Here is a 26,872-nt window from a genome sequence, read left to right as displayed (position 1 = left end):
GCGTCCGGAGAGAGGGAGCAGGGGGAGGGCCGTGGTCGAGTACATGGAGGGTGTCCACAGAGGGCGTGTCGGTGTCCGGGGGCAGGCGCCGCGACCGGGGGGAACCGCGTCCGCGGCGGAGCGGCGGCGCGCGAGGGCCGAACGCACGCGTACCTGCGAACGCGTGTCGGTCGATCCGCGTTTCGTGAAACTCCGAAGGCGGTTCGCGCTCCAGTCGGGGCTGCTGGTATCGGCATTCCTGCTCGGTTACCTGTCCTATCTTCTGCTCTCCGCCTACGCGCGCGATTTCATGAGCAGGCCGCTCACGGATTCGGTGAACGTGGCACTGGCCATGGGAATCGGACAGTTCCTGTGGGTGTTCGCCCTCGCCTGGGCGTTCGGCCGTTTCTCCGAGTGCTCCATCGACCCCCTCACGCAGGAGATCCGCGAGGAGGCCCGCGGCGGGGAGGCCGCCGACGGGACGGCGGCGGGCCGATGAGCGCCGCCGCAGCGGCCGCGGGCGGTGCCGTCACGGGGAACGGCACCGCCGCGGTGGCCGCAGGAGTGGCAGCGGTCACCGAAACGCCCGCCGCCGAAGCACTTTCCGCGTCCACCGGGCCGTCCGTGGCCGCCGACCCCCTGGACGCCCTGGGCGGCGCGCTGGGGGGCGAGTTCGGCGTCGCGCACGCCTGGACGGTGGGCCTGTGCGCCCTGTTCGTCCTGGTCACCCTCGCCGTCACCTTCCGCGCCGGGCGCACCACCCGCGGCGCGGTCGACTTCTACGCGGGCGGGCGCGGCTTCTCCAGCACCCAGAACGGGCTCGCCCTGACCGGCGACTACCTGTCTGCGGCCTCCTTCCTGGGCATCGCCGGGATGATCTCCCTCCAGGGCTACGACGGCTTCCTGTACTCCATCGGCTTCCTGGTCGCCTGGCTGCTGGTGCTGCCGATGGCCCAGCTGGTGCGCAACACCGGTCGCTTCACCATGGCCGACCTGCCCGCCTTCCGCATGCGCCGGATGCGGGTGCGCCTGGCCTGCACCGTCTCCACCGTCACCGTGTGCGTGTTCTACCTGGTCGCGCAGATGGTCGGCGCCGGAGCCCTGGTCGCGGTCCTGCTGGGCCTGCACGACGGCGGGACCTTCCTGGGGATGGGCGCCGAGCAGGCCCGCACGGGCGTGATCGTGCTCGTGGGCGTGCTCATGATCGTCTACGTCATGTACGGCGGCATGAAGGCGGCCACCTGGCTCCAGATCATCAAGGCGGTCGCGCTGCTGGCCGCCACCGGACTGCTCACCGCCCTGGTGCTGGCCCTGTTCGCCTTCGACCCGCGCGCCCTGCTCGACGGGGCCGCCGAGGCCAGCGGGCACGGGCAGGCCTTCCTCGAACCGGGGCTGCGCTTCGGGGTGGAGATCTCCGGCGACCCCGCCCGGACCCTGTTCAACAAACTCGACCTCATCAGCCTCGGGCTGGCCCTGGTGCTGGGCACGGTCGCGCTGCCGCACATCCTCGTCCGCTTCTACACCGTGCCCGACGGTCGGGCGGCGCGCTCGTCGGTCAACCGCACGATCGTCATGGTCGGGGCCTTCTACCTCATGACGCTGGCCCTGGGCTTCGGCGCCGCGGCGCTGGTCGGCTCCGAGCGCATCGCGGCCGCGGACCCCTCGGGCAACACCGCGGTGCCGATGCTCGCCGAGGAGGTGGGGCGGCTGACCGCCGGTCCGGCGGGCGCGGCCGTGCTGCTCGCGCTGATCTCGGCGGTCGCGCTGGCCACCATCCTCGCAGTCATCGCCAGTCTCACCCTGGCCTCGTCCTCCTCGATCGCGCACGACCTGTTCGGCCACATCCTCATGTGGGGCAGGCCCCGGGAGTCGCAGGAGGTGGGTGTGGCGCGCCTCTCCGCCTGCCTGGTCGGCGCCGTGGCCATCGTGCTGGCCGTGCGGGCCCAGGACATGAACGTGGCCTTCCTGGTGGGGCTGGCCTTCGCCATCGCGGCCGCGGCCAACCTGCCGGTCATCGTGCTCACCATGTTCTGGCGCCGCTTCAACACCAGGGGCGTGGAGTGGGGCGTCTACGGCGGGCTGTCCGCCACCCTGCTGCTCATGCTGCTGTCGCCGGTGATGTCGGGCAGGACCGACCCCGTCACGGGGGAGAACCTGTCGGTGCTGCCCGCCTGGATCGACATCCAGCTCTTCCCGATGGAGAACCCGGCGCTGCTGGCGGTGCCGTTCGGCTTCGCGTGCGCGGTCGTGGGCAGCCTGCTCTCGCCGGAGCGCGACACCGCGCGCTTCACCGAGCTGCGGGTGCGCTCCCTGACCGGGTGGGGCGCCGAGCGGGACTGACCAGCGGGCCGGGGCCGGGAGCGCCGGGGGAGGGCGGGGGAGTCAGTCTCTGGCGGGCGCCTCGGCCATGGCCCGGGCCACCTCGCGCAGCAGCTCCGGGATTCGGGGCGCGTTGCGGGCGACGCGGTCCCAGGCGCGGGCGGTCTGGTCCAGGCGCTCCCGCGTGGTCGGCTCGCCGCCTCCCTGACGGGCCGTGCGCCGGTCCTCCCTGCGGAAGGAGGCGGTGACCGCCCAGAAGGCCGCCGCCACCACCGGGCGGAACACGCCCCGGCCGCGCACGTCGAGCACGGCCTCCACCGCCCAGCGGCCGTCGGCGGAGACCGAAGGGGACAGCCAGGCGCTGACCCGGGCCAGGGAGTGGGTGGCCCGCACCCGGGCGGGAGGGGTGTCCCGGCCCCGCGCGAGGGCCTCGTACCAGGCGCCCGTGTCCACCTCCAGGGTGCCCTCGGCCGACCGCAGCCAGGCGCCGCGTCCGGGCAGCCGCACCCGCGCGTTCCAGGTGAGCAGCCCGGCGGGGGCGTCGTGGGTGACGGTCCCCCACGTCACGGGGGCCTCCTGCGTGCCGACGGTGTCGGGCATCGCGAACTCGGCCGAGGCGGTGCCCGCCTCGTCCCAGGAGGTGAGGGTCACGCCCGTGCCGCTCCAGCCCTTCTCCTCGTCGTCGGCGGGGTCCACGGGGACGCCCTCGGGGGACAGTTCGGCGATGAGGTAGTGGCTGCGGGGGGCGAGGTGGCGCCCCCGCTGCAGCTGGAGGGAGGGTTCGCTGGCGGCCACGGCCAGCTCGTCGGCCTCGGCCGGTGTGTCGGCGCCGCCCCCGCGCAGCTCCTCGGCGGCGCGGCGCTGCTCCTCGCGCAACCGCTCGGCCTCCTCGCCGTCGAGCAGCCCGAGTTCGTCGGCCCGCCGGTCCAGGCGGGCCCGGGTCGGCGCGTCGGGGGTCAGCAGCCAGCCCCGGCCGTCGAAACGGCAGCTGCGCGCGACCTCGTGCAGGGCGGCGACGATGCGCTCGACCACCTCCCTGTCCACTGCGGTGATGTCGAAGGTGTGGCTCAGGCGCGGCACGGCGTCTCCGGGGTCGTGGTGCGGTTCACGTCTGCGCGGCGGCCAGGGAGCCGCGCCTACGCGTGCCAGCGTACGCACCCGCGGCGCCCGCCGGGGCCCGCGGACCGGTCCGGAAGGCCGCGGGGCCCGCGCGCCGGCTCCCCGGAGCGGAGACCGGTCGTCGGACGCGTCGCCGCGGGTTGTCCACAACCGCGATCGAACGCTTGTGCGCCCCTTCGCCGTCTCGGCACAATGGCGGGCATGACCAGGTACGTCGCGCTGCTGCGCGGAATCAATCTCGGCGCGCACCGCCGCGTCGCCATGGCCGACCTGCGCTCCCTGCTCGCCGGGCTCGGCTACGGCGACGTGGCCACCCACCTCCGGAGCGGCAACGCGGTGTTCAGCGCCGAGGGGACGCGACCCGACGCCGTGGCCCGGCGGGTGCGGGAGGCCGTCGACGCCGAACTCGGGCTCGACGTGCCGACCGTGGTGCGCACCGCCGGGCAGATGCGCGCCGCGGTGCAGGCCAATCCCCTCCCCGTCCCCGACCCCGCCAAGTTCCTCGTCCTGTTCTGCTCCGGCGCCGTGGACGCCGCCGCACTGGCCGCGCTCGACCCGTCCGCCCACCCGCGCGAGCGCCTGGCGGTGGTGGGCGAGCAGGTCTACACCCACCACGAGCTGGGGCTCAGACACGCCAGACTCCCCGACCTCGTGGCCCGGCACGTCGACGGGACGGTGACGGGCCGCAACTGGCGCACGGTGCTGCGCCTGCTGGAGATGGCCGAGGGCTGAACCGGGGACCCACGGCCGTGCGCGTCCGAAGACCCGGCGCACTCGGCGCCCGCACGCAGGGCCGTGACCCCGTCCGCGGGGACCGTGTACGCGTCCGGTGGTCGGAAGCGGTTGTCCACGGGCGGCCCCGGTCCCGGTACGGAGGGCGGTGCCCGTGGGAACGCGAGGCCGTGGACAGGGCCCGGCACTGTCCGAGAGGAGTCCTCGGCGGCGTGTGCCCGCCGCCGCGACCGAGTGAAGGGGTGGTGCCCGTGCCGATGCGGTGGACCGTGATCCTGCGAGATCTGGCGGACACGGCGCGGCCGATCCGGCCCGAGGACTGCCACGGACTGCTCAACCGCTGGTGGCCCCAGTCCCCGGAGGAGCACGCCGCCGCCAAGCGGTGGGCCATGAACGGGTGGCCCTCGCCCCTGGGCGACCGTCTGCACCACTGGACGCTCACCTGGCTGGACGACGACATCCCGCCCCCGCTCGCACCGGAGGAGCTGGTCGGCGACCCCCAGCGCATCGGCGACCACCTGCTGGTGCCCCTCTCGGTCACCCGCACCTTCGACCGCACCTACGGCCAGATGCTCACCGAGCCGCGCGGCCCGTCCGCGGTGCGCTCGGCCGAGGTGCGCAGCCGCACCCCCGTCGTCATGACCACGCGGGACGCCGCCGGTGAGCGTATTCCGCACATCTGGCCCACCCCGCGGCGCCTCTTCGGCGCGGTGCACCGTTCGGGAGGCGGGATCGTCGGCGGCAGCGGGGCCGTGGGCGCGGTGGCCCGGTTCGCGCCGCCCGCCCTGGCCGAGCCCTGGCTGGAGCTGGTGTTCGGCGGACTGGCCCGGGTGCGCCGCGAGCCCCTGCCCGGCGAGGAGGTGCGGCTGGCCGAGCACCAGCACGCCGACAACCGCACCGTGCTCGGCTGGCACGGAGGGCTGCGGCTGGACCTGGCCGGGGGCGAGCGCCGCCACGCCGACGCCTTCGCCACCCTCCTGGAACTGCTGGAGCTGACCGGAGCGGGCAAGTACACCGCCCAGGGCTTCGGCTCCGTGCGGGTGGACACGGTGACCAGCGACCAGCCGTCCGCCCGGGTGCCCGCCCAGCGCCCCCGGCGGACCCCGCACCGGGTGCCCAGGCGCGCCCGCCTGGGTGAGCCCCGGGCGCACGCCGTCGCCGAGGAGGAGTTCGGGGGCGCCCTGTTCGACTGACGTCCACAGGAGCATCCCCGCCGGTCGGGGCCGGTGACCGCACCGGCGCCCGGTCCGGTCGCCGGCTCCCGCCCCGTGGACGGGGGCGGGAGCTGGCGGCGTGCGCTCACGGCGAGGGGGCGCGCTCCCGCCCGGCCCGGTCCGCGCCCCGGTCGCGCAGGGCGCGGGCCAGGCCGCGCAGGTGCGGCACGAGGTCCTGGGGGGTGAGCGGCGCGCCGCTCGCGGCGGCGGGGACGGACGCGTCGCGCCCTGGCGGCGCGATCGTCTCGGACGTGTGCGGTGCCATCGGGGAACCTTCCGTACCGGGGCGGTGTGCACTCAGCTCTCTCGGACAGCGCCGCGTTCCCGGGGTGCTCTCTCGGACAGCGCCGCGCGCCCGGGCGGAGGGACCCGCGGGAGGAGGCCCCCGGGCCCGGGCCGGACGGCGCGGCGTCCCGGGAGCGGGTGCGTCGTGCCGGGGCGGGGCGCGGCCCCGCGGACCCGGACTGGTATCGCTTGGTATCCGGTGCGTCGTGCGGCACCGTCCGAGAGAGGTGAGCAGGCGCCGCACGGCGGCGCCGCGTTCCCGCACGTCCCGCCGATGGAGGAGCCCGACACGGTGACCTTCGCCCCCGAGCAGCACCGGCCCCCCGGTGCCCCGACGCGCCCGGGGGGAACGCCGTCCAGCGGTGTGGTGGTCGGTGTCGACCTGCGCGGCATCCAGGCCTACGTCTACAGCGGTCGGCGCATCCTGGACGCGGTGGGGCGCGCCGCCCTCGTCGCGGAGCTGACCGACACCTCCGACACCGAGCACGGGATCGCCGACCTCGTGCCGCCGGACTGCGCGGTGCTGCGCGACGCCGGAGGGGCGCTCACCGCGGTCTTCCCCGACACGGCCTCGGCGCGCGGGTTCACCGCCCGCTACACCCGCAGGCTGCGCGACCGCGCCGGTGAACTGACCCCCGTGGTGGCGCACGTGGCCTACGGTCCCGGGGCCGGGGGCCCGGGCGGCGCCGCGCCGGAGCGCACGAACGCGACCGGGGCCCCGGGGGCCGACCGCGCGCCGGACGCCGACACGGCGGCGGCCGCCGGGGTGGACGAGGCGCTGGCCCTGCTCCCGGCACGGCTGCGGGAGGCGCGGCGGCACATGTCGGCCCTGCACACCCCCGCCCACGGGTACGGGATCACCGCCGTGTGCTCGGTCAGCGGCGGCCCCGCCGAGTCGGTGGACAGCAGCCGCGCCCAGGACGACCACCCCGACGTGCACGAGAGGGTGGCCGCCGACGTCGCCCGGGCCCGGGGGATCGGCCGCCGCTGGCACCGCGCCCACAGCCGCGACTGGCTGGCCGACGCCGTCACCGCCGACGGAGCCCCCGCCCTGACGCTGCCGATGGAGGTGGACCGCCTGGGCCGCGACCACGGCGGCCTCAGCCGCGTCGCGGTCGTCCACATCGACGTCAACGGCCTGGGCGCGCTCCTGGGCGAGTACCGCGAACGCGCGGGTGACCCTGCCGTGCCCGGTTCGGGCGCCTTCGCCCAGCGCCGCCTGTCCACCCGCATCGCCGGACTCACCGAGGGGCTGGCCCGCGTCCTGGTGCGCGCGGTGGCGGCCACCGTCCACGCCGGACCCGGCCGGCGCCCCCTCATCCCGGGCACCGGCGCCGCCGCGCCGATCACCCTGCACCACGAGCCGCCCGGACCCGTGTCCCTGCCGGTCCGCCCCGTCGTGGTCGCCGGAGACGACCTGACCGTGCTGTGCGACGCCCGGCTCGCCCTCAGCCTGGTGCGCTACGCCCTCGACTGGCTGGACGCCGACCCCGAGCGCGTCGGCGACGACCGCGACCCCCGGGTGGGACTGCACCGCGCGCTCGCCGAGGCCCACGGCGACCGCCCCGGCGGCGGACGCACCGTGGTCGCGCCGGGCGGCGCGGCGCACACCACGTTCGTGCCCACGGTCGGGGTGGGCGTGGCCGTGCAGCCGGTGGGCGCCCCGCTGTCGCTGGGCTACGACCTGTGCGAGGCGATGTGCCGCCGCGCCAAACAGCACCGCCTCCAGGCCGCAGAAGCCGACCCCGGAGCGGGCGACGAGCACGCCGTGGCCTGGACGACGCGCCTCGACGGCGTCGGACGGGTGCTGCGCCGCCTGGACCGGGCCCGCGGGGCGCCCGTGCCGCGCACCGCCCAGCCCCTGACCGGAACCGGGTTCGCCCGCTTCCTGGACCGGTACCTGTCCGCGACCGCCCCGGGCAGCCTGCTCGCCGACGGGGACACCCGACAGCGGGGCTGGCTGGTCTCCTCGCTGGCCCCCCTGCTGGAGTCGGGCGCCGACCCGGGGCCCGAACTCGCCCGCCGCGCCCACGCGAAGGGCGGGCCCGTCGACCTGCCCCGCGACTGGACGCCCGGCGGCCTGCTCGACGCGGTCGAGGTGATGGACCTGCACCTGGACCCCGGGCTGGCGGCGGTCCTCGACCCCCACCGCCCCCAGCGGCGGGCGGGGAGCCAGGGCCCGCGTACCGGGGCGGCCCGTCCGCGGGGCGCGTTCCGGTGAGCCTCCCGGACCGCCTCACCGTGCACCTGGCCTCCCCCGCCCTGTTCGCCGGCGCCAGCGCGGACGGCACGGGCGCCGACACCGACGTGGTCACCGACGAGCACGGCCTGCCCTACCTGCCCCGCCACCGCCTCGCCGCGCGGCTGCGCGCCGGCGCGGTCAGCGCCCTGGCGGTGGCGCCCGGCCTGGCCGGGGCCTGCGACGAGGTCTTCGGCCGCGGGGGTTCGCACGGCGCGGACCGGATGCTGCGGCTGGGACACGCCGTCCTGGGCGACGGGGTGCGCGCCGCGGTCGCCCGCGCGCTCGCCGGTCGGGCCGAGCCGTTGCGCTCCACCCTGCGCCGCGCGGTCACCGACGCCTACACGACCCTGGAGTCGGGCATCGCGGTGGGTCCGGACGGCGCGCCCGAGCCGGGCCGCCTGCGCACGCACCGGGCGCTCCTGCCGGGCCTGACCCTCACCGCCGCGCTGACCTGGGCCTCCCCGCCGGGGGAGGAGCACTGGCGGCTGCTGGCCCGCTCCTGCCTGGCCACCACCCGCATCGGGTCCAGGGGCACGCGCGGCCGGGGCCGGGTGGACGTGCGCCTGGCCGGGGCCGGGGGAGGCGACCCGCACGAGGTGACCCTGGGCCTGGCCGCGCCCGTGAACGGCGGCCGGGAACGGGAAGGTACACCCCCATGAGACTCCGTTCCCCCGGCACGGCGACGCCCGGCCCCACCGCCCCTCCGGCGGGGAACACCGTCGCGGGCGCGGATCCGGTGCCGGCGCGGACGCCACGGCGCGGCACCGGACCGCACCGGGACACGGAGGCGGGCACGTGAGCGGGCTCGCGGTGAGCGGCTACCTTCCGCTGCGCTACGTCCTGACCGGCACCCTCGCCGTGCGCACCTCCTTCGACCCGCTGCGCGTGGACTCCGAGCACTCCGTCAGCGGCCGCGCCCAGCGCGGCATGCTCGCCGCCGCGCTGCGGCGCGCCGGCCTCGACCGCGAACTCCACGACTGGGTGGTCCGCGGCGAACAGGTCCGCTTCGCCCCCGCCCACCCCCTTCTGGAAACCGGGGCCGCCCACCCCGCCCCCGCCCACCTGTACACGCCGGGCAAGGACGGCGACACCACCGTCGACGCCTTCGGCCCCACCGACCCGGCCACGCCCTACCGCGCGGTCCGCGACCCCCTCACCCCGGACCGCTCCCTGCGCGCCGCCGTACGCACCACCGCCGAGCAGTACCTCGGCCGCCCCCGCACCGGCGACGCGCCCCGGGGCGTGCCCTTCCTCACCACCAGCATCGACCCCGGCCAGGTCTTCGAGGCCCGCTGGCAGCTGCGCGCCCCCGACCGCGCCGCCCTGCGCGAGCTCGCCGAACGCCTCGTCGCCTTCCTGGCCCGGGCCGACGGCACCCTCACCCTCGGCTCCGGGGGCACCCGGGCCCACGGCGGCGTCCGCGTGGCACCCGCCGACCCCGACCGCCTCCTGTCACCCGACCGCGTCGAACCCTCGGGCCCCCGCTCCTGGGCCGCCGGGTCCCCCTTCGACCTGCTCCTGCTCTCCCCGGCGCTGCTGGTGGGCGACGACGGCCAGTACCGCCCGGCGCACCTGGTGCCCGCCGTGCTCGACCTCCTGGCCCGGCGCCTGCCCGGCGCCCGGGCGCGCGTCCTCGCCGACCACGCCGAGGCCGGGCTCGTCGGCGCCTACCACCGCGGCTACCACGGCCCCATGGCCCAGCGCTGGGCCGCCCGCCCCGGTGCTGTGGTCCGCCTGGTCCTGGACCGCGACCTGGACACCGAGCGGGTCCGCGACCTGGAGGCGCACCCCCTGGGCGAACGGGTCGTGGACGGCCACGGCCAGTTCACCCTGCTCCACCCGCCCCCTCCCGGCCCCGAACCCCTCGCCCCGCTGGCCGAACCCCTCGCGTGCCGCCCGCCGGGCACCGTCGCCCTCCCCGACGGCCGCGCCGTCCCCGCCGCGGCGCCCCTCCCCGAGGAGGACGACCAGCTGCGCGCCCTGTACGACGCGCTCCTGTGGAACGCCGCCGTCCAGCCCGTCCGCGACCACGCCCGTGCCCTGGCCCGCGGCTCCGCCCGCCTGCTAGCCCCGCTCACCCCCGGCCTGTCGGGCCGCCTGCGCGAGGTCGCCGCCCACCCCCACTCCACCCCCGAGGACGCCCTGGCCGCCCTCGAACGCACCGTCCGCGGCCGCGCCCCCGGCCACACGGGCACGGCGGGCGCCCACAAGGTCCTGCACGACCGGGCCGCCCGCGCCCTGGACCGGGCCCGCCTGGTCCGTCCGGGCCACGACCACCCCGTCAGCGTCCGGTCCTGGCTGGCGGACCTGTCCGGCGGAGCCGAGGCATGGTGGAGGGACAACCGGCCCCACCCCGTGCACAGCCCCGCCTACACCCGGGCCGTCTCCGCCGTGGACCTCTCCCTGCCCGACGGCCTGCCCCCCGGCGGCCAAGGCCTGTCCGCCCGCGCCCGCGACTGGGAGCGCCGAGCCGCCGCACGCCTCTCCCTGGTCCTGGTCTCCTCCTGGCTGGCCGAGGCCGCCCGCCCGCCGCGCGCCGAGCAGGACGGGGGACGACCCGGCGGGGGAGGCCCCGGGTGAGCGGCGAGCCAGCCCCGCCCGGGCTGCTGTGGGAGGTCACCCTGCGGCTGTGCCTGCTCTCCGACACCCACGTCGGGGCGGCCCGGGCCAGGCCCCGCCACGCCACCGGAAACGACGTGGACCTGCACGTGGACCGCGATCCGCTCACCGGCGCGCCCCGCCTGCGCGCCACCACCCTGGCCGGGCTGCTGCGCCACGAACTCGCGGCCCGCACGGGCGACCCCGACGACGTCCGCGCCCTCACCGGATCGGCGGAGTCCGAGGCCGCGCCGGGCGGGGAGGGGGCCGCCGCGAGCGCGCTGGACGTGGACGACGCCCGCGCCGAACTCCCCGAGGACACCGCCGTCGCGGTCCGCACCGGCACCCGGGTGGACCCGGCCGCAAGCACCGTCCGGCCGGGCCGAACATGGCGATGGGAGATCCTGCCCGCGGGCACCGTTTTCACCGCCCACCTGCGCCTGCACGTCCCCGCGCCGGCCGACGAGGCCCGCCTGCTCACCCTGCTGCTCCTGGCCTGCGACGGGCTCTCCGGCCCCGACGGGTCCGGGCCCGGCGTCCGCGTGGGCGCGCGCACCGGCCGCGGCTACGGCGCTGTCCGCGCCACCCACTGGTCGGCGCGCCGCCACGACCTCACCGACGAGCGCGGCTGGTTCGCCTACCACGCGCGCTCCTGGGCCCGGCGCTGGGAGGAGGGCGCCGACGCGCTCGCCGACGCCCCCGCCGACCTGGCCACCGCCCTGACCGAGGCCCTGCGCGCCTGCGGGCGCGGGGCCACCGCCGCGCACGCGCTCGCCCGTGCGCACCGGCCCGACCGCCGCCACCGCACCGAACTCCACCTGACCCTGGCCGTCGCCGAGCAGCCCGACCCCACCGCCCCGCCGCCGCGCGAACCCAGGCCCGGCCTGCTCATGGTCGGCGACGTCCCCGCCCCCGAACGCCTGGGCGAGGCGGACCGGGCGCACCGCCACCGCCCCGCCGTCACCGATCCGGACAAGGCCGCCGTCCAGCCCGCCCCGGTCCTGGGCGACACCGCGCTGTTCGCCCTGTTCAAGAGGGTCGGCGGCCGACTGGTCCGGGACGCGGCCGAACACCTGGGCGCCGGGCCGGACCGGTGGCGCGACTGGCACGACCACTGGTGGGGCGCCGACACCGACCGGCGCGGCCTCCCGCGCCCCGCCCGGATCCGGCTGCGCACCGTCCCCGTGCTCACCGGCGGAGCACCCCTGACCGCCACCCGGCTGACCGTGGACTCCCTCTTCGGCGACGCCGTGGACGGCCGCCTGTTCACCACCGACCTGCACTGCGGCGGCAGCGCCGAGGCGGTCCTGGACGTGCGCGAGCCCGACGACGCCGTCCGCGGCCTGCTCGCCCTCCTCGTGCGGGAGCTGGCCACGGTACCCTTCGACACCCTCGGCGCGGGCGCCGGAACCGGGAACGGGCGCCTGACCGCCACCCGCGCCCTCCTGACCACCCACCCCCCGGGCGGGGGGCCGCCGGACACGGTGGACCTGATCACCGCCCTGTTCACACCCGACAGCGACGACGCGGCCACCGCCCGCGGCTGGCTGGCCGCCCTGCGCGCCGCGCTCGCCCCCGCGCCCACGACGGAGGAGCCCCGGTGAACCACGAGCCCCCGCGCCCGCACGGCCTGGCCGTGCGCCGCCTGACCGCCGCGCAGGTCGACGGAGTCCTCGACGACGTCTTCGTCCGCGGTCTCCGCTGCCGCCTGCTCGACACCGGCGTTCCGGGCGTGCCCGGCGCACCGGACCGGCCGCAGTGGCTGCTCGCCGAACTCGGCGACGGCCGCGTCACCGGCGCCTGCCCGGGAGCGCGGTGGCACCGCTCGGACCAGCCGCCCACCGCCCACCTGTCGGCCGCGCCCCCGGGCCCCGCCGACCGCTGGCGCGTCCTGGAGGTCCTGGTGTTCGGTGCGCACGCGCAGATCCGGCTCGGGGAGGGCGCCGAGGCCGGGTGGATCAGCGCGGACGCCCCCGGCGACCTCCCCGAGGAGCTGCGCCCGCGTGAGCGCTCCCTCCTCCTCCAGGGCTGGAACGGCCCCCCCTCCAGCCGCGTCCCGGACGGTGCGGGTCCCCTATCGGTGACGCGGGAGCCCTCCGGCACACAGGCGGTGCTCCCGGTGGCGTGGACCGACTTCTCCGGCCGCCTGCGCCCCGTGCCCGGCGCCGGGACCGCCCTGGAGAGCACGGGCACCTGGCTGACGGTGCGCGAGTACTGGGCGCAGGACCCCGCCACCGGCGCGGTGGGCGTGGCCTTCCACCGGCTCACCGGGATGCGGTCGGGGGTCAAGCCGACCGGACCCGAGTTCGACGCGGGCACCGGCGACGAGATCCGGCGCGGGGGACGGCCGTGGTGAGCCCCGGTGCGTGCGGCGGCGCACCGCGCCCGCGGGCGGGACGGTTCCACGCCACCGCGCCCTACGGCCTGGTCAGGATCGCCGACACCCCCGTGCCCGCCGCCGACCTGCACGGCGGTCTCCCCACCGACGATCTGCTGCGCAGCCACGACCGCACCGTGGCGGGCACCCACTCGGGGTGGATCGACCTGACCCTGACCACGCTCACCCCCACCTTCGTGGGCCAGACCCTCGAACGCGGACGCGTGAACGCCTCCACCCGCTTCCCGCACGGCGACCGCCACCTGCCCGCCGTTCCCGGCTCGACCCTGCGCGGCCTGGTCCGCAACACCGTGCGCATGCTCACCAGCGGCGAGACCGGCCCGGTCAACACCCCGATGCTGTTCTTCCGCGCGCCCGTGCGCATCGACCCCGACAGCGCCGACAGCGCCCTGTCCGCGCGCGCCCGCAGGGTCATGGCCCACCAGCACTCCCAGTACCGCAGGCGCCGGTCCGGGCTGCGCACCAAGCAGGGGTTCCTGTTCCACTCGCCGCCCGACGGGCGCTGGTACGTGGTCGAGGTCCCCGCCACCGCCCTGTCGGGCGAGCCCGGCCAGGCGCTCAAGGTGCCCTTCACGGTCCTGCGCGAGAGCCTGCGCACCTGGGACTTCGGCGTGGACGACTTCCCCGACCCGCCCAGGAGCAACGCCTACGTCCCCACCACCCACGAACAGCACGGACGCCTCCAGTACCGGTGGGTGCACGCCGTCCACCTGCCCGGGGAACGGCGCGTGGCCGCCGTCGCACCCACCGGGGAGGAGGCCCGCGCCTACCTGGACGCCCGCGCCGGGGGCACCCGCGGCCCGGGCGGGGGAGGGGTGGTACGGGCCCTGGTGGTCCTGACCGGGGTCGCCGCGGGCGAGCGCCGCAACGCCTACCTCTTCCCCCGGCCCGCCGACCTGGGCGCACGACTGCCCGTCCCGGACGCCATGGTGGAGCTGTTCGAGTCGGCCGAGCAGGTCACCGGCTACCAGCGCGCCGCCTTCCCCGACACCCTGGGCACGGGCGCGGCCGACCCCGTGCGCGAACCGGTCGCCGGGACCGGCGGAGGGGGCCTGCCCCGGCGCGGGCTCGAACCGGTCTGGTTCGACCTCGACGCGTCCGGGGCGGTGGTCTCCTTCGGCCGCTCCGGCGGCTACCGCATCGCCGTCAGCGACGACAACCCGGTCCGCCGGGCCCTGCCCGCGCCCGTCCTGGGCCCCCAGCACGGCGACCCGGAGAGGGCCGCCCGGGCGGGACGCACGGTGGACGTGTGCCGGGCCCTGTTCGGCGACACCGACACCTTCGCGGGCGAGGCGGGGGCGTCCAAGGGCCGGGTGTCCTTCGGCAGCGCGCTGAGCACCGACCCCGACCCGGACTACCCCGACGGCGCGGCCCTGCGCGTGCAACTGCTCTCGCCCCAGCGCGGCTGCTTCGCCAACTACCTGCTCCAGGGGCCCGACGCCGCCTCGGGGGACCGGCCCGACATCATCACGTGGTCGCACGAGGGCCTGGTGCGGCTGGGCGGGTACAAGGTGTACCTGCACCGGCACCGCGCCGCCCCGGGTGGACCGGTGCGCTACGACGCCCGAACCCAGGAGGAGCTGGGGCTGACGGTGCTGGCGCCGGGGTCCCGGCCCGAACCGCCCCGCGACACCCAGCGCGACGTCGTCCCCCTCCGCGACGGTCTCACCTTTCGTTCACGCATCACCTTCACCAACCTCACCGACGGCGAACTCGGTGCGCTACTGCGCGCCCTGCTGCTGGACAACCCCGTGGACGGGGGCGACCCCGCCGACCCCGAGCACGCGCACAAGATCGGCATGGGCAAGTCGCTGGGCATGGGCAGCGTCCACCTGCGCCCGGAGCTGTACCTGGTGGACCGGCGCGCCCGCGCGCTGTCCCTGGACCCGGGCGCCGGGGTCGTGCGCGCCGGGCGGGAGCGGGTCCGGGGGTTCCTGGACGCGTTCGGCGCCGCCCTGGCGGCCAGGCGCCTGCCGGGCGAGCCGGCGCCCGGGCGCTGGCGGGAGGTGGACCAGGCGGTGGACGTGTGCCTGGCCAGCCGGTGGCGCGGCCGCCTGCCCTGGGAGGCGACCGCGGTGATGTCGCTGCGCGAGTTCGCCGAGTACCCGGTGCTGCCCCCGCTCACCCGGCGGTTCCGCGGCGCAGAAAGGCCCGGAGCCGGGTGAGGCACCGCGCGGAGGCGCGCCCGTGGCCGCCCCGTCCGTCCTCTTCGCGGGGGCCGCCGGGTGAGCGCGTCCCCTCACGGGCTTCCGTCGACGGCGTCGGCCAGCGCCTCCAGCAGGTCCGCGCGCAGGTCGGGGTCCTCCTGGGCCCCCGACCACAGCGCCGGGGCGGGCTCCTGCTCCAGCAGCGCGCACAGCAGGGCGTCGAGCGCGCCCGGGGGGTCGGCCTCGAACTCCTCCCGTGCCTCCTGGGCCCGCGCCGTCAGCTCCCGGGCGGTGCGCTCCAGCCAGGCGCGCTCCGACGCGTCCAGCACCTCGCGGCGGCACGAGGCGTCCCCCTCGGGTTCGGGGGCGTCGGGGACGGGGGAGTAGGGCGCGCTGCGCGCCCGCCCCCGCGCCCGCTGCACCAGCCGGAAGTGGAGGGGCATGTCCACCGCCATCCGGCCCAGCACGCCGGTGAGCCTGCGGGCGACGTCCTCGCCGCTCATGCCGGGCAGCAGGCCGCGCAGCAGCAGGCGGCGCCGCTGGTCGGGGGTGCGTCCCGCGTCCGCGTCGCGCCCGGAGGCCAGTTCGGCCAGCTTGCGCAGCAGGTAGTCGCCGGTGCCGGTGGAGACCATGGGCGGTTCCCCGGACGCGGTCAGCGCGCGTCCGCGCAGGTCGGCGACGGGCACGGCGCTGCCGTCCTCGGTGAAGGAGACCGCCTCGCCCGGGTGCACGTCCTCGGGCAGGTCGGCGGCGGGGTTGCCCCAGCCCGCGGTGAGCACCAGCATGGCCAACGCCTCCTGGTCGACCACGTCCGCGGCGACCCGGGCCACGTCGCGGCGCTGCGCCCAGCGGCGCGGGCGCTCGGAGAACGCGCAGCGCACCCGGCCGTCGGAGGAGGCCTGCGGGTATACGCGGCGCAGGTTCTTGTAGGAGCGGTCGCGGCGCACGTCGTCCAGGGCGTCGCGCAGCCGGTGCGCGGCGGTGCGGTCGACGGCGGTGCCGTCGGGCACGGCGCGGCGCATGCGCACGGCGACGACGCCCTCGGGGTCGCCTCCGTGCACCGGGCACGGGCAGTGCTCGGCGCACAGGTCGACATAGTCGCCGAACTGTTCGGAGTGACCCGAGCAGCCCTGCGCGGTTCCGTCCGCGGAGCACGGCCCGCACCCCAGGACGCGCGTGAAGGCGCGCAGGAAGGCGGCGGAGCCGAACAACTCCCAGGCGGAGCAGTGGTGCGTGCTCACGAACTCTTCTCCCCGGTGGTCCGGGGCCGGGACGCTTCCCCAGCCCTCCGGGAAAGCGCGTGAGAGAACGCGAGACCTCAGGTGACACCCCCGCGTCAACGGGAGGTCACCTACCAAATTAGGCCCGCCGAGAGGGAAATGTCAATTGTCGGGCCCCTGTGCCAAGCAGTGTGAATTCCTATAAACGTGTACAAAATGGATACCAGTAACAATGGGCTCAGTATTCACGGGTTTTTCGGTCCGGAGCCTTCTCCGGAGGGTCCGCGCTGTGTCCGAGAGACTGCGGTGAGGGCGCGGCGCCGCCGGACCCGGCGGTCAGTCCGGCCGACGGGGAAGCGAGAGGAACGGAGGTCGCCGGATGCGGGTGGTCAACCTGACGCCGCATGTGGTGACAGTCGTGGACGAGGGGTCGCGCGTCATCCGGCGCTGGCCCAGGTGCGCCCGACCGGCCCGGGTGGAGGCGGTCCGCGTCCCCGTGGGCCTGGAGGTCGCCGGGGTCCCGCTGATGGCCGAGGAGCGCACCCGGGCCGACCTCCCCGAACCGCAGGAGGGCGTGTGGTTCATCGTCTCCTCCGTGGTCGTCTCCGCGCACCCCGAACGCCGCGACCTTCTGGTCCCCTCCGACCTCGTGCGCGACGGCAGCGGCGTGGTCACCGCCTGCCGGTCCTTCGTCGTCAGCGGCGCCCCGGTGCGGCTCGGCCCCCGTCCACGGGACACGGGGGCGGTGCCCGAGGAGGCGGTGGGCGCCTAGATGAGTAATTCCAAGGGGTCAGTGATCGTAGGCCGTCAACGAACGTAGGGTCGGCTGGCCGGTGCGGTCGTTGTGCCAGACCGCGGCGGTCAGCGCCAGGATCCGCTGGAGTACCCGGGCGATCACCCCGCCCGGGGTGCGCCCGCCGTGCCGTTCCAGGTCCAGTTGGCCCTTGAAGGTCTGGTTGATGGACTCGATGACCTGCCGCAACGGCCGAAACAGCTCCGCCCCGGACCGCGGGCGCTCTCCCTTGCGTGCCGGACGTAGCAAGGACAGACCTGCTTGGGCCAACGAGCGTTCGAAGTCGCGCCCGTAGTAGTTCTTGTCCGCGACCAGCGTCTGGCCCGGGCGTTGGGCGACCAGGTCGGGATCGTCGGCGAGCATCCCCATCAGGGTCGTGCGCTCGTCGGCTTTGGCTCCGGTGAGGGCGAAGGCGAGGGGAAGCCCGCTCAGGGTGCACACCAGGTGCAGGCGCAGCCCCCAAAAGAACCGGGAATGGGAGGCGCAGTACCCGTATTGGGCCCATCCGGCCAGGTCGGAGCGTTTGACAGTCTCGCGAGAACGCGCGCACTCCACGGGGGTGGAGTCCACCACCCACACGTCATCGGTCCAGACGCTGGTGTCGGTGGCCAGGTGGCGGATGAGGGCGCGGATCAGCGCGGAGGCCTTGCGTAGGCGTTTGTTGTAGCCGCTTTGTTGGGGCAGGTAGGGGAACTGCTCGGACAAGTGAGCGCGGGCGTAGCGCAGCCAGCGGGTCTCGCTGGTGTATCCGAGCATGGCCTGCATCAGGGCCAGGGTGATGAGGTCGGCGTCGGACAGGTGGGGTTGGAAGCCGGTCTCGGGTCGCCAGGGGGCCAGGTCCGGGCGGTGTTTCAGGAGGCGTTCGGTCCTGGCGTAGAGTGCTCGGGCGAGGGAGTTCAGGTTTTGCGTCACAACATGACCATGGGCTCCCTCGCCTCATGCTCAGACCACGCACCCCTTGGAATTACTCATCTAGGAGCGTCACCGGTGTGACGCGAGGGCCCCTGACCCGCGACCGGCGCGAAGCGGCGCCGCCGGCCCCTGGCGCTGGAGAAACGGGGTCCCACCGCATAGCGTGGTCGTCCGACGCCCCCTTCCGGAAAACAGGACGCCGTGGACAGCCCCCGTGCCGCCGTCGTGCTCGTCGGACAGAACCCCACCCCCGCGCTGCTGTCCTCGCTCACCCTGCGCGCCGACCACCTGGCCCTGGTCGCCAGCGACGGGACCCGGCCGCTGGCCCGGCGCGTCGCCGCCGCCGTGGAGCGCCTGGCCCGCCCCGAGTCGGTGAGCGTGGTGAGCGTGGGGCCCGACCCGCACGACTTCGGCCCGGTCACCGACACCCTGGCCGCCCTGCACCGCGCCAACGGCGGCCAGCCCTGGTACCTGGACTACACCGGCGGCACCAAGGTGATGAGCGTGGCCGCGGCCCTGCTGCACGAGCGGGTCCTGCCGACGGACCGGCACCCCGGCTCCCGCCGCTGGCGCCACTACCTGGACGCGGTCAACGACCGGCTGCGCACCGCCGACGGCTCCCACCCGGGGCGCCCGCTGGTCAGCGACGGCGTCGACCTGCGCACCCTCGCCGCGATCCACGGCGCCCACTGGCTGGAGGACCGCGACCCCGAACCCGTGCGCCTCTTCGTCCAGGGCGGACGCCAGGCCCTCCAGGCGCGCTTCCCCGACCTGTCCCCGGCCGTGCGGCGCGGCGTCGTCGCCGAGGGCCGGGTCCTGTCCCACCTGCTGCGCCACACGCGCCGCCGGTCCGACACCGAGGTCGTCGGGGCCCGCCAGGTCGCCGACCCCCGCCACCCCGGGGGTTCGGTCGCCGACTTCGACGCCGTCCTGCGCCACCGCCACCGCGTGCTGTGCGTGGAGGCCAAGACCCGCCCCGAGGACGTCGTCGCCCGGGCCGGGTGGACGGTGGCCAAGGCCCGCCGGGTCTTCGGCACCGCTGTCCAGGTGCTGTTCGTCCACTCCGGGCCCGCGGTCCCCGGGCTGCGCGAACGCGTCACCGCCTACAACCCCGCCCTGGCCGCCCGCAGCGTGCACGTGTGGAGCCTGGAGGACCTGCTGTCCCGGCTGACGTCGTTCGAGGACATCCGCGGCGCGTTCTTCCCGGGGCTGGCCTCCTCCGACACGGACGCGGCCCCGAGGCCGGTCCGCGCGTCCGACCCGGACCGGGGAACCGGCCCGACGCCGGGAGCCGGTCCGAACCGAGCCCCGGGCCCCGGCCGCCGCCCCGCGCCGCCGGAGGCCCCCGGGCCCCCGCCGCCCGGGTCCCACCCCGGGCCGAAGGACGGACCCGTCCTGGTCACCTCCCTGGGCGGCAGCCGCCTGGGCACCCTCACCGCGGTGCACGCCCACCGCCCCGCCCGCACCCTGGTCCTGCCCTCCAGGCAGAGCGTGCGCGACCGGATGCGCGACTCCGCCGCCCGGACCTTGCACGCCGTCGAGCACCCCGGGGCCCCGCCCGCAGACGCCGCCCTGCTCAGGGAGGCCGGGTACCGCGACCGGGTCCGCTTCACCTCCGACCCCGTGGACGGTTCCGACGCCGACGCGGTCGCCGCCGTCGCCCAGGACTGGATCGTCCGCGAACAGCGGGCCGACCCGCCGCCCCCGGTCGTCGCCGACATCACGACCGGAACCAAGGCGATGAGCCTGGGACTGGCCCTGGCCGCCCGCCGCACGGGCGCCTGCGCCGCCTACCAGCTGGCGCGCAGGCGGACCGTGGTCTGCCTGACCCACGGCGAACTGCCACTGCGGGGCCGCGCCAGCGTCGACTGGCACCTGGTCCTGCCCGGGTACACGCCGCTGCCCGGCGCGGAGGACGGGGACGGCTCCCTGACCGGGAACGCCTGCCGGGCGGCCCGCACCCAGGTGGACACCGTCCTGCTCGACGCCGCCCGCGCCGCCCTCGTGCGCGCGGCCAGCGGCCCGGTCCGGGTGTGGATGGACGCCTCCCTCACCGACCCCGAGGAGTGCCTGACCGCCCAGGAGCGGCCCAGCCTGGTGCTCACCTTCGACGACCGCGCGGTGGGCCTGACCGCGCCCGGCTGGCTGCGGCGACGCGGCCCCGGCGGGCAGGCGCGCGAGGTGGGCCGGGGCGCGTGGGCGCAGAGCGTGTTCGCCGCCACCGCCCACCTCGGCACCCGCTGCGACGTGGCCGGAACGGTGGTCGCCCTGACCCGGCCGGGAGGCGACGTCAGCCGCGCGGTCGAACTCGTGGACTGGATCACCCACGCCGACCCGTCACCGCACGGCGGGCCCGGGTGGATCGCCTTCGGCGACCCCCTGCGCCCCCTCGTGGCGGTCGCCTCCCCCGACGCCCTGCCCGCGCTGCTCGACACCGACGTCAGCCTGCTCTGACCCGCCCCGGACACCGTCCCGGCCACTCGTCCTGACCGTCTTTTTGCACGTCGGCGGACCCGTACCGGAGGTTGCGCGCACCCTCGCCGGGCAGGATGGGAGGGCAGGCGGACCGGGACGCGGGAACGGAGTCGGCGGTGCGGTGCGGGGTGGGTGCCCCCGGGCTCGGTGGGCTCATGGCGGTGGTGCTGGCCGCGGCCTGCTCTCCTGCCGCCCACGACCCCTTCCCCGGCCAGGACGTCGCCTGGCGGCCCTGCCACGAGAGCGGGCGGACCACCGAACCCTCCGAGCGGCGAACCGCGCCCACCGCACGCGCCACCGGCCCCGCCGACCGCGACACCGAAGCGGAGTGGCTGGAGAGCCTGGAGTGCGGCACGGTCACGGTCCCCCTGGACCACGACGAGCCCGGCGGCGGGACCCTCGACATCGCCCTGGTCCGCGCGCCCGCCAGCGGCCCGCCGCAGGAGCGCCTGGGCTCCCTGGTCGTCAACCCGGGCGGCCCCGGCGCCTCCGGGGTCCGGGCCCTGGACTCGCCCCTGTTCGGCGACGACGTCCGCGCCGCCTTCGACATCGTCTCCTTCGACCCGCGCGGCGTCGGGGACAGCGGCGGCTTCGCCTGCGGGGACCGGTACGCCCTGGTCGAGGCGCGCCAGGACGTGGCCGGGACCGACCCCGGAGACCTGGGCGCCGCCGAACTCCAACCCATGGAGGACGCCGCCCGCAGGTACGCCCAGGATTGCGCGCGGACAGTGGGGGAGGAGTTCCTGGCCCGCCTCGGCACCGTCCACGTCGCCCGCGACCTCGACATTGTCCGCGACGCCCTGGGCGAGGAACGGCTCAACTTCGTCGGCCGCTCCTACGGCGCCCACCTCGGCGCCCTCTACGCCCACCTGTACCCCGACCGCGTCCGGGCGGCGGTCCTGGACGGCGCCGCGGCGCCGGGCACCTCCAACGCGCGGGCCGCCGTCGAGCAGGTCGCCGCCCTCCAGAACACCTGGAACGCGTTCGTGGCCCACTGCGCCCGCGACGCGGCCTGCCCGTTCGCCGGAGCGGACCGCGCGCCCGGCTCCGGCGGTTCCGGAGCCCTCAGCGAGGCCGACGTCCGGGCGGCCGCGCTCCTGCGCGGCCTCGACCGCGTCCCCGCCGAGGCCGAGGGGATCCCGGTGGACGGGCGCACACTGACGGCCATGGTCGTCATGGAGCTGTACCGCGAGGACGGCTGGGACCTGCTCGCCGACGTGTTCACCGCCCTCGCCTGGGACGACGCCGAGGGGACCGGACTCCACCTCGGGCGGCTCTACGACCGCACCTTCGGCGCGTACGCGCGGGCGGGCTCCGGCGAGGCCGTACCGGGAACGGAGCACCAGGACCCCGGCGCGGTGTTCACCGCCGTGAACTGCGCCGACCGCGCCGACCCGGTGACCGTGGAGGCCTACCGCGACGCCGCCGCCGAGGCGGCCGACCGCGCCCCGCTCTTCGGCCCCGACCCGGTGTGGGACCACCTGCCCTGCGCATACTGGCCCGAGACGGAAGAGGCCCCCGCGGCGACCGCCCCGGACGCGCCCCCGATCGTGGTCGTGGGCGCCGTCGGCGACCCCGCCACCCCCTACGCCTGGGCCGAGGACCTGGCCGAACGGATGGAGACCGCCACCCTGGTCACCTACGAGGGGGCCGGACACACCGTCTACGGCACGGGCCGCAGCCCGTGCGTGGACGAGGCGGTGGACGCCTACCTGCTCACCGGCCGGGTCCCCGAACCCGGGCTCACCTGCCCCGGCCCCCCGGACTGAGGCGCGCGGACCCGGGCCCGGCCCGCGCCCCGTCCGCGACCCCGCCGCGCACCCGAGAACACGCGAGGGCCCCGGGGGACGACGCGTCCCCCGGGGCCCGTACGCCCGTCCGTCCCGGTCAGAGCTCGGCGGCCGCCGCCTCGTCCACCCAGAACACGGTCCGCTCCGCGCCGCGCGCACCGGCCACAGGGGCCTCGTCCACGCTGCCCCCGGCCAGGCCCAGCCGCACGGCCCCGGCCTTGCCCTCGCCCGAGGCCAGCACCCACACCTCTCGTGCCGTGCGGATCGACGGCAGCGTCAGGGTGATCCGCTGCGGCGGGGGCTTGGGCGAGTCGTGCACCGCGGCCACCGACGCCTCGTCCTCGCGCACCCCCGGCAGACCCGGGAAGAGCGAGGCCACGTGCGCGTCCGGGCCCACGCCCAGCAGGCACACGTCGAACACGGGTACCGGCCCCCGGGCCCGCGCGGCCACCGCCAGCTCCCGGCCGTAGCGGGTGGCGGCGTGCTCGACGTGGTCGCCGTCCATCCCGTCGGAGGCGGGCATCGGGTGCACGTTGTGCGCGGGCACCGGAACCGCGTCGATCAGCGCCGCGCACGCCTGGGTCTCGTTGCGCTCGGGGTCCTTGTCCGGCAGGAAGCGCTCGTCACCCCACCACAGGTGCACGTGCGACCAGCTGATCCCGGCCTCCAGGGCGTGGTCGCGCACCGCCTCCAGGGTGCGGATGCCGATCCCGCCGCCGGTCAGCACCAGGTGGAAGTCGCGCTTGTCCGCCTCGGCCTGGACGATCATGTTCACCAGCTTCAACGCGACGCTGTCGGCCAGCGCCCCCGCGTCGGAGTGGCGGACGATCTCCGGTTCGCTCATCCTCGTGCTCCGCTTCCGGAGAGCAGCGGCTCCAGGTGCCGGGCCGCGCTCTCGTAGATCTCGTCGGGGTCCAGACGGCGCAGCTCCTCGGCCAAGGCCCCGGAGGCGGCGCGCCGCGACAGGGCCACCGTCTGGTCGGGCTGGCCGAACCGCGACAGCGTGGCCACCCGGCCGTCCACCCGGGAGAGCGTGATGTCCCCCTGGTCGGTGGTCAGGCGGACCTCGGTCAGGCCGGGGCCGTGCGAGGTCTCGCGGGCCACCGGCACGTCCAGCCGGTCCGACAGCCACGCGGCCAGCAGTTCGGCGCTCGGGTAGTGCGACTCGGCCGTCACACTGGCCGAGGTCACCCACCCGCAGGGCTGGTCCATGGCGCTGGCCAGCAGCGAGCGCCACGGCGTCAGCCGGGTCCAGGTCAGGTCGGTGTCGCCCGGGCTGTAGTGGGACACCCGCTCCAGCAGGTCGCTCACCGGGTCCGGTGCGCGCAGCGCGTCGGTGATCCGGCGCTGGGCCAGGCGGCCGACGGGGTCGGCCGCCGGGTCGGCCGGGCCCACGCCCGGCCACCACACCACCACCGGCGCCTCGGGCACCAGCAGCGGGGTGACCACCGAGTCCGCGTGCTCGCCCAGCGGACCGTACAGCCGCAGCAGCACCGCCTCGCCGGGGCCCGAGGTGCCGGGGCGGCGGATCTCGGCGTCGATGGCCGGTTCGGCGTCGGGGTCGCGCCGCACCAGCGCCACCACGCGCGAGGGGTGCTCGCGGCCCGCCTCGGTCGCGGCGCGCACCGCGTCGTAGTGGTCGGCCTCGTCGGTGACGATGACCAGGGTCAGGACCATGTTCATGGCACCGCCGCCCACGCTGAGCCGCTCGGCCATGAGCGCCTCGGCGATCTTCGAGGTCGTGGTGCGCGGCAGGTAGAGCGTCATCGGTTCCTCCCGGCGGGGTCGTGGCTGGTCACGGGCGCCGCCACTGGCGTCCGTCCCTGGAGAGCAGCTGCTCGGCCGACTCCGGGCCCCAGGTGCCCGAGCCGTACTGCTCCGGCTGGCCCGCCTTGGCCCAGTACTCCTCGACCGGGTCCAGGATCCGCCAGGACAGCTCGACCTCCTCCTGGCGCGGGAACAGCGGCGGGTCGCCGATGAGCACGTCCAGGATGAGCCGCTCGTAGGCCTCGGGGCTGGCCTCGGTGAAGGACTGCCCGTAGGCGAAGTCCATGCTCACGTCGCGGACCTCCATGCTGGCCCCGGGCACCTTGGAGCCGAAGCGCAGCGTCACGCCCTCGTCCGGCTGGATGCGCAGCACCAGGGCGTTCTGCCCCACCTCGCTGACGTCGGTGCGCGGGAACAGCTGCTGCGGAGCGGCCTGGAACACCAGCGCGACCTCCGTCACCCTGCGGCCCAGCCGCTTGCCGGTGCGCAGGTAGAAGGGCACGCCCGACCAGCGCCGGGTGTCCACCGACAGCTTCAGCGCCGCGTAGGTCTCGGTCACCGAGTCGGAGGGGATGCCCTCCTCCTCCAGGTAGCCGCGCACCGCCGCGCCGCCCTGCCAGCCCGCCGCGTACTGGCCGCGCGCGGTGCCCGTGGACAGGTCCTCTGGCAGCGACACCGACGCCAGCACCTTCTCCTTCTCCGCGCGCAGCGCGTCCGCGCTGTAGGAGATGGGCTCCTCCATCGCTACCAGGGCCAGCAGCTGGAGGAGGTGGTTCTGGATGACGTCGCGGGCCGCGCCGATCCCGTCGTAGTAGCCCGCCCGGCCGCCCACGCCGATGTCCTCGGCCATGGTGATCTGCACGTGGTCCACGTAGCTGCGGTTCCACAGCGGCTCGAAGAGGGTGTTGGCGAAGCGCAGGGCCAGGATGTTCTGGACCGTCTCCTTGCCCAGGTAGTGGTCGATGCGGAACACCGACGAGGGCGGGAACACGTCGTCCACCACCGCGTTGAGGTCCCGGGCGCTCTCCAGGTCGTGGCCGAAGGGCTTCTCGATCACCACCCGCCGCCACGGGCGGACCCCGCCCTCGGAGACCTGGTCCTCCTCGGGTTCGGCCAGGCCGCTCCGCTTGAGCTGCTTGACCACGGTGGGGAACAGCTTGGGCGGCAGCGACAGGTAGAACGCGTAGTTGCCGCCGGTGCCGCGCTCGGAGTCCAGGGTGCGCACGCAGTCGGCCAGGCGGTCGAACGCGTCGTCGTCGTTCAGCTCGCCCTGGACGAACCGGACGCCCTCGCTGAGCTGGCGCCACACGTCCTCGCGGAACGGGGTGCGCGCGTGCTCGCGCACCGCCTGGTAGGCCTCGTCGGCGAAGTCCTGGTCCTCCCAGTCCCGGCGGGCGAACCCCACCAGGCCGAAGCCCGGCGGCAGCAGCCCCCGGTTGGCCAGGTCGTAGATGGCCGGCAGGAGCTTCTTGCGGGCCAGGTCGCCCGTGACGCCGAAGAGCACCAGCACGCTGGGTCCGGCGATACGGGGCAGTCTGCGGTCCAGGGCGTTGCGGAGCGGGTTGGGTACCGCTCCCGGCATCACCGGTTCTTTCAAGTTCCCGTCTTCCTGTCGAGAGTGGCCGGTGGGACGCTGGGCGCCGCCCCCGCCGGGGGCAGGCGGGTGGGGACGGGCGCGAAAGGCGCGGCCGTCCCGTCGCCGGGACGGCCGCGCGGCTCAGGACAGCTTGTCGAGCTTGGCCGAGAGCGCGCTCAGCAGGCTCTCCCAGGACTTGACGAACTTGTCCACGCCCTCGTCCTCCAGCACGGCGAACACGTCGGTCAGGTTGACCCCGGCGTTCTCCAGCGCCGCGAAGTCGGCGCGGGCCTGCTCGTAGGTGCCCAGCACGGTGTTGCCGGTGATCTCGCCGTGGTCGGCGGTGGCCTCCAGCGTGGCCTCCGGCATCGTGTTGACGGTGTCGCGCGCCACCAGCTGCGCGACGTAGAGGGTGTCCTCGTAGGAGGGGTCCTTCACGCCGGTGGAGGCCCACAGCGGCCGCTGCGGCGTGGCGCCGTGCTCCTCCAGGGCCTTCCACTCGGGGGAGGAGAAGACCTCCTGGTGGGCCTCGTAGGCCAGGCGGGCGTTGGCCAGGGCGGCGCGGCCCAGCAGGGACAGCGCCTCGTCGGTGCCGATCTCCTTCAGGCGCTTGTCCACCTCGGTGTCCACGCGGCTGACGAAGAACGAGGCCACCGACTGGATGCGGGACAGGTCGTGGCCGTTGGCGCGGGCCAGCTCCATGCCCTCCAGGAAGGCGTCCATCACCTGGCGGTAGCGCTCCAGGGAGAAGATCAGCGTGACGTTGACGCTGATGCCCTCGCCCAGCACCCGCGTGATCGCGGGCAGGCCCGCGGCCGTGGCCGGGATCTTGACCATCAGGTTGGGCCGGTCCACCATCCACCACAGCGCCTTGGCCTCGGCGGCCGTGCGCTCGGTGTCGTTGGCCAGGCGCGGGTCCACCTCCAGGGAGACGCGCCCGTCCACGCGGTCGGTGGAGTCGTAGACCGGGCGCAGGGTGTCCGCGGCCCAGCGGATGTCGTAGGTGGTGATCATGCGCACCGCCTCCTCCACCGACACGCCCCGCACGGCCAGCTCGTGGACCTGCTGGTCGTAGGCGTCGCCCTCGGCGAGCGCTTTGTCGAAGATGGTGGGGTTGGAGGTGACGCCGACCACGTGGCGGGTCGACATCAGCTCGGACAGGTTGCCCGAGCGCAGCCGCTCACGGCTGATGTCGTCGATCCAGACGGCCACGCCCGCCTGGGACAGGTCGCGGAGTGCGTTGCTCATGGGTTCTTCCGCCTTCCTGGGGACGGAGCACCGCCCCCGGTCACACACGTCAGAGGAG

At 76.0% G+C, this 26,872-nt stretch carries 21 protein-coding genes; 13 read left to right on the top strand and 8 right to left on the bottom strand.

Annotated features, from left to right (window positions below):
• Positions 1–31 precede the first annotated feature (31 nt).
• Positions 32–478, top strand: coding sequence for a DUF485 domain-containing protein (locus tag AC0VX6_RS19015; protein ID WP_274974005.1), 447 nt, complete (start codon positions 32–34; stop codon positions 476–478).
• Positions 475–2,319 carry a solute symporter family protein gene (locus AC0VX6_RS19010; RefSeq protein ID WP_274974004.1) on the top strand — a complete coding sequence of 615 codons (1,845 nt, stop codon included), beginning with the start codon at positions 475–477 and terminating at the stop codon, positions 2,317–2,319. Before AC0VX6_RS19015 ends, AC0VX6_RS19010 begins: the two co-directional genes overlap by 4 nt.
• 42 nt (positions 2,320–2,361) lie before the next feature.
• Here AC0VX6_RS19010 and AC0VX6_RS19005 read toward each other — a convergent pair whose 3' ends face one another.
• The gene (locus AC0VX6_RS19005; RefSeq protein ID WP_475465472.1) at positions 2,362–3,378 is read right to left on the bottom strand and encodes a hypothetical protein; all 1,017 of its coding nucleotides are present in this window, start codon (positions 3,376–3,378) and stop codon (positions 2,362–2,364) included.
• Positions 3,379–3,609: 231 nt separating this feature from the next.
• On the opposite strand from AC0VX6_RS19005, the gene AC0VX6_RS19000 reads away from it, so the two are divergent.
• Both AC0VX6_RS19000 and AC0VX6_RS18995 read left to right on the top strand, forming a co-directional pair.
• Positions 3,610–4,149, top strand: coding sequence for a DUF1697 domain-containing protein (locus tag AC0VX6_RS19000; RefSeq protein ID WP_274974002.1), 540 nt, complete (start codon positions 3,610–3,612; stop codon positions 4,147–4,149).
• A 257-nt stretch (positions 4,150–4,406) separates the two neighbouring features.
• Complete coding sequence (locus AC0VX6_RS18995; protein ID WP_274978187.1) at positions 4,407–5,342, top strand: CRISPR system precrRNA processing endoribonuclease RAMP protein Cas6; 936 nt, start codon at positions 4,407–4,409, stop codon at positions 5,340–5,342.
• Positions 5,343–5,448: 106 nt separating this feature from the next.
• Here AC0VX6_RS18995 and AC0VX6_RS18990 read toward each other — a convergent pair whose 3' ends face one another.
• On the bottom strand, positions 5,449–5,628 hold the full coding sequence (locus AC0VX6_RS18990; protein ID WP_274974001.1) for a hypothetical protein: 180 nt from the start codon (positions 5,626–5,628) through the stop codon (positions 5,449–5,451).
• A gap of 294 nt (positions 5,629–5,922) precedes the next feature.
• Between AC0VX6_RS18990 and AC0VX6_RS18985 the strand changes: the two genes are divergently transcribed.
• The 6 genes from AC0VX6_RS18985 to AC0VX6_RS18960 all read left to right on the top strand — a co-directional run bounded on the left by AC0VX6_RS18985 (position 5,923) and on the right by AC0VX6_RS18960 (position 15,051).
• Positions 5,923–7,869: a hypothetical protein gene (locus AC0VX6_RS18985; protein ID WP_475465469.1), complete on the top strand. Its 1,947-nt coding sequence runs from the start codon at positions 5,923–5,925 to the stop codon at positions 7,867–7,869.
• On the top strand, positions 7,866–8,549 hold the full coding sequence (locus AC0VX6_RS18980) for a hypothetical protein (RefSeq protein WP_274973999.1): 684 nt from the start codon (positions 7,866–7,868) through the stop codon (positions 8,547–8,549). Before AC0VX6_RS18985 ends, AC0VX6_RS18980 begins: the two co-directional genes overlap by 4 nt.
• A 136-nt stretch (positions 8,550–8,685) precedes the next feature.
• Complete coding sequence (locus AC0VX6_RS18975; RefSeq protein WP_475465468.1) at positions 8,686–10,470, top strand: hypothetical protein; 1,785 nt, start codon at positions 8,686–8,688, stop codon at positions 10,468–10,470.
• A complete protein-coding gene (locus AC0VX6_RS18970; protein ID WP_274973997.1) occupies positions 10,467–12,092 on the top strand; it encodes an RAMP superfamily CRISPR-associated protein in 1,626 nt (541 codons plus the stop codon). The genes AC0VX6_RS18975 and AC0VX6_RS18970 overlap by 4 nt, the downstream gene beginning before the upstream one ends.
• Positions 12,089–12,844: a hypothetical protein gene (locus AC0VX6_RS18965; RefSeq protein WP_475465466.1), complete on the top strand. Its 756-nt coding sequence runs from the start codon at positions 12,089–12,091 to the stop codon at positions 12,842–12,844. The genes AC0VX6_RS18970 and AC0VX6_RS18965 overlap by 4 nt, the downstream gene beginning before the upstream one ends.
• Positions 12,838–15,051, top strand: coding sequence for a TIGR03986 family type III CRISPR-associated RAMP protein (locus AC0VX6_RS18960; RefSeq protein WP_475465464.1), 2,214 nt, complete (start codon positions 12,838–12,840; stop codon positions 15,049–15,051). The genes AC0VX6_RS18965 and AC0VX6_RS18960 overlap by 7 nt, the downstream gene beginning before the upstream one ends.
• 74 nt (positions 15,052–15,125) lie before the next feature.
• Here AC0VX6_RS18960 and AC0VX6_RS18955 read toward each other — a convergent pair whose 3' ends face one another.
• A complete protein-coding gene (locus AC0VX6_RS18955) occupies positions 15,126–16,274 on the bottom strand; it encodes a hypothetical protein (RefSeq protein WP_475465463.1) in 1,149 nt (382 codons plus the stop codon).
• A gap of 358 nt (positions 16,275–16,632) precedes the next feature.
• Between AC0VX6_RS18955 and AC0VX6_RS18950 the strand changes: the two genes are divergently transcribed.
• Complete coding sequence (locus AC0VX6_RS18950) at positions 16,633–17,025, top strand: hypothetical protein (RefSeq protein WP_475465461.1); 393 nt, start codon at positions 16,633–16,635, stop codon at positions 17,023–17,025.
• Positions 17,026–17,043: 18 nt separating this feature from the next.
• Here AC0VX6_RS18950 and AC0VX6_RS18945 read toward each other — a convergent pair whose 3' ends face one another.
• Positions 17,044–17,958 carry an IS982 family transposase gene (locus AC0VX6_RS18945; protein ID WP_475465459.1) on the bottom strand — a complete coding sequence of 305 codons (915 nt, stop codon included), beginning with the start codon at positions 17,956–17,958 and terminating at the stop codon, positions 17,044–17,046.
• 201 nt (positions 17,959–18,159) lie between these two features.
• Between AC0VX6_RS18945 and AC0VX6_RS18940 the strand changes: the two genes are divergently transcribed.
• Both AC0VX6_RS18940 and AC0VX6_RS18935 read left to right on the top strand, forming a co-directional pair.
• Positions 18,160–20,412, top strand: a complete 2,253-nt coding sequence (locus AC0VX6_RS18940) for a CRISPR-associated protein (RefSeq protein ID WP_475465457.1) — start codon at positions 18,160–18,162, stop codon at positions 20,410–20,412.
• Positions 20,413–20,588: 176 nt separating this feature from the next.
• Entirely contained in the window at positions 20,589–22,202 is a 1,614-nt protein-coding gene (locus tag AC0VX6_RS18935; RefSeq protein ID WP_274973991.1) for an alpha/beta hydrolase, read from the top strand.
• Positions 22,203–22,320: 118 nt separating this feature from the next.
• Here the strand turns inward: AC0VX6_RS18935 and pgl are convergent, their stop codons facing one another.
• The 4 genes from pgl to tal form a co-directional block, all read right to left on the bottom strand.
• On the bottom strand, positions 22,321–23,067 hold the full coding sequence (gene pgl / locus AC0VX6_RS18930; protein WP_274973990.1) for a 6-phosphogluconolactonase: 747 nt from the start codon (positions 23,065–23,067) through the stop codon (positions 22,321–22,323).
• Positions 23,064–23,990 (bottom strand): glucose-6-phosphate dehydrogenase assembly protein OpcA, encoded by a 927-nt coding sequence (locus AC0VX6_RS18925; protein ID WP_274973989.1) that lies wholly within the window; start codon positions 23,988–23,990, stop codon positions 23,064–23,066. The genes pgl and AC0VX6_RS18925 overlap by 4 nt, the downstream gene beginning before the upstream one ends.
• A 28-nt stretch (positions 23,991–24,018) precedes the next feature.
• Positions 24,019–25,572, bottom strand: a complete 1,554-nt coding sequence (gene zwf, locus AC0VX6_RS18920; protein ID WP_274973988.1) for a glucose-6-phosphate dehydrogenase — start codon at positions 25,570–25,572, stop codon at positions 24,019–24,021.
• A 135-nt stretch (positions 25,573–25,707) separates the two neighbouring features.
• A complete protein-coding gene (tal, locus tag AC0VX6_RS18915) occupies positions 25,708–26,814 on the bottom strand; it encodes a transaldolase (protein ID WP_274973987.1) in 1,107 nt (368 codons plus the stop codon).
• Positions 26,815–26,872: the final 58 nt, after the last annotated feature.

This window comes from Nocardiopsis sp. iso_25 (genome assembly GCF_056173305.1).
Note: the sequence above shows the minus strand (reverse complement) of the source record. Positions and strands in the feature narration are given on the sequence as shown.

Excerpts from the sequence above, each read along its gene's own strand:
- AC0VX6_RS19010 (WP_274974004.1), top strand. The coding sequence starts at position 475 with ATGAGCGCCGCCGCAGCGGCCGCGGGCGGTGCCGTCACGGGGAACGGC.
- AC0VX6_RS19000 (WP_274974002.1), top strand. The coding sequence starts at position 3,610 with ATGGCGGGCATGACCAGGTACGTCGCGCTGCTGCGCGGAATCAATCTC.
- AC0VX6_RS18995 (WP_274978187.1), top strand. The coding sequence starts at position 4,407 with ATGCGGTGGACCGTGATCCTGCGAGATCTGGCGGACACGGCGCGGCCG.
- AC0VX6_RS18990 (WP_274974001.1), bottom strand. The coding sequence starts at position 5,628 with ATGGCACCGCACACGTCCGAGACGATCGCGCCGCCAGGGCGCGACGCG.
- AC0VX6_RS18985 (WP_475465469.1), top strand. The coding sequence starts at position 5,923 with ATGGAGGAGCCCGACACGGTGACCTTCGCCCCCGAGCAGCACCGGCCC.
- AC0VX6_RS18950 (WP_475465461.1), top strand. The coding sequence starts at position 16,633 with ATGCGGGTGGTCAACCTGACGCCGCATGTGGTGACAGTCGTGGACGAG.
- AC0VX6_RS18935 (WP_274973991.1), top strand. The coding sequence starts at position 20,589 with ATGGCGGTGGTGCTGGCCGCGGCCTGCTCTCCTGCCGCCCACGACCCC.
- pgl (WP_274973990.1), bottom strand. The coding sequence starts at position 23,067 with ATGAGCGAACCGGAGATCGTCCGCCACTCCGACGCGGGGGCGCTGGCC.
- AC0VX6_RS18925 (WP_274973989.1), bottom strand. The coding sequence starts at position 23,990 with ATGACGCTCTACCTGCCGCGCACCACGACCTCGAAGATCGCCGAGGCG.
- zwf (WP_274973988.1), bottom strand. The coding sequence starts at position 25,572 with ATGCCGGGAGCGGTACCCAACCCGCTCCGCAACGCCCTGGACCGCAGA.
- tal (WP_274973987.1), bottom strand. The coding sequence starts at position 26,814 with ATGAGCAACGCACTCCGCGACCTGTCCCAGGCGGGCGTGGCCGTCTGG.